At 78.4% G+C, this 1,466-nt stretch carries 1 protein-coding gene; it reads right to left on the reverse strand.

Features of this window, described 5'->3' with window-relative positions; genetic code table 11:
• Positions 1-196: 196 nt before the first annotated feature.
• The gene (locus DQW06_RS15105) at positions 197-1,297 is read right to left on the reverse strand and encodes a hypothetical protein (RefSeq protein ID WP_013151907.1); all 1,101 of its coding nucleotides are present in this window, start codon (positions 1,295-1,297) and stop codon (positions 197-199) included.
• Positions 1,298-1,466 lie beyond the last annotated feature (169 nt).

Here is a 1,466-nt window from a genome sequence, read left to right on the forward strand (position 1 = left end):
GCGGGAGAGAGACGGCCGGTCACACTGGAACACGGGGGCGTGTCACCGCGCCGACGGACGCCCGCGGCGCCCCCGATACCAGAGTAGGGGCCTGCGCGCCCTTCCCCGGAGCCCTGTGGACAACCCGTCCGGGGCGGCGGGGCGCTCGTCGTCCTCGTTCGTGTTCGGCGCTGTCCGATGCCGACCGAGGTGTCCGCTACGTAGGGGGTCCTTCGTCCTCCGGCCCGGAAGCGGTGGTGTCCGCTGCCGACGGCGGCGCGGGCTCGGGTACCGGAGGCGGCGCGGACCCCGGCGGAGGTGCGGATTCCGGGGGCGGCCGCATGGTCACCGGAGGTGCGGCCACCGGCGGCACAGGCGCGGACACCAAGGGTGCGAGCACGGGCGCCGGCGGCATGCTCGCGCGCAGGCGCAGGGTCAGCCGCTCGCCCAGCTCCCCGCTGAACGCCCCCTCGTGCGCGACCCCCGCGCGGTCGGCCAGCTCCACCGCGTGCAGGCGCACGACGGCCTCCACCAGCGTGGCGTAGTTCCCGGCCGCCGACCGGGCCCGCACCCACGCGATCCCCGCCACGGCCGCCGCTACGAGCGCTGCGGGCCACCACCACACGGTCAGCGGCAGGTACAGCAGCCCCCACGCGGTCAGCCCGGTGGCGCGGGACAGGTCCTCGCGGGCCGCGGTGACCTCCACGCGCTCCTCCTCCGGCAGGACCAGCCACAGGTGCGGCCACAGCACGGCCAGGTCCGCGCGGTGGTCGCGGGCCAGCCGCGTGCGCACGGCCGCGATCCGGTCACCGCACCAGGTGGGGCGCTCGGGCCGCTCGGGGGAGACCCTCGCCATGCGGTCGTAGGCCTTCGCGAACGCCTCCTCCCGGCCCCGGGCCTGCTCCGCCTCCCCGTTCCGCGCCCGCTCGACCTCCCCGCGCAGCCGGTCCCACCGCGCGCGGCGCGAGCGCACCCACCGCCCGGTCCAGCCGCGCAGCGGCGGCGGCCACCGCTCCCAGTCCGCGGCGGTCCACAGGCGCTCGACCAGCCAGCCCGACCCCCGGGCGACCAGGCCCACGGCGGTGCTCCCGGCCAGCACGGCGGCCAGCACCAGGGCCTGGCCGCCGAAGGTGTCCACCCGAGGATCCGCGGCCCATCCGGTGACACGCTCGGCCAGGTGCCCCGCGTCCCACGCCCCGGACCAGCCCAGGGCGTAGGCGGCGGTGGCGACCGCCAGGTAGAGGGCGCCGGGCAGCGCCAGGGTGCTGACCCACCTCTCGGTCAGCCTGCGGCCCAGTTCCGCCCAAAGGTCGCCCACCGCCTACCGCCCCCGCGGCGGGCGCAGGGCGGCGCCGCTGACCAGGCAGACCGGCACGCCCTCGGCCGGTGTGGGCTCCCACGTGCGCGCGCACCTGCCCTGGGGGCACCCGTACAGGGCGAAGGCGGGGCGGGGCAGACCGATCCCGGCCACCCCCGCGCCCCCGGAC

It is taken from the genome of Nocardiopsis sp. TNDT3 (assembly GCF_003427465.1).
Lineage (GTDB): Bacteria > Actinomycetota > Actinomycetes > Streptosporangiales > Streptosporangiaceae > Nocardiopsis > Nocardiopsis dassonvillei.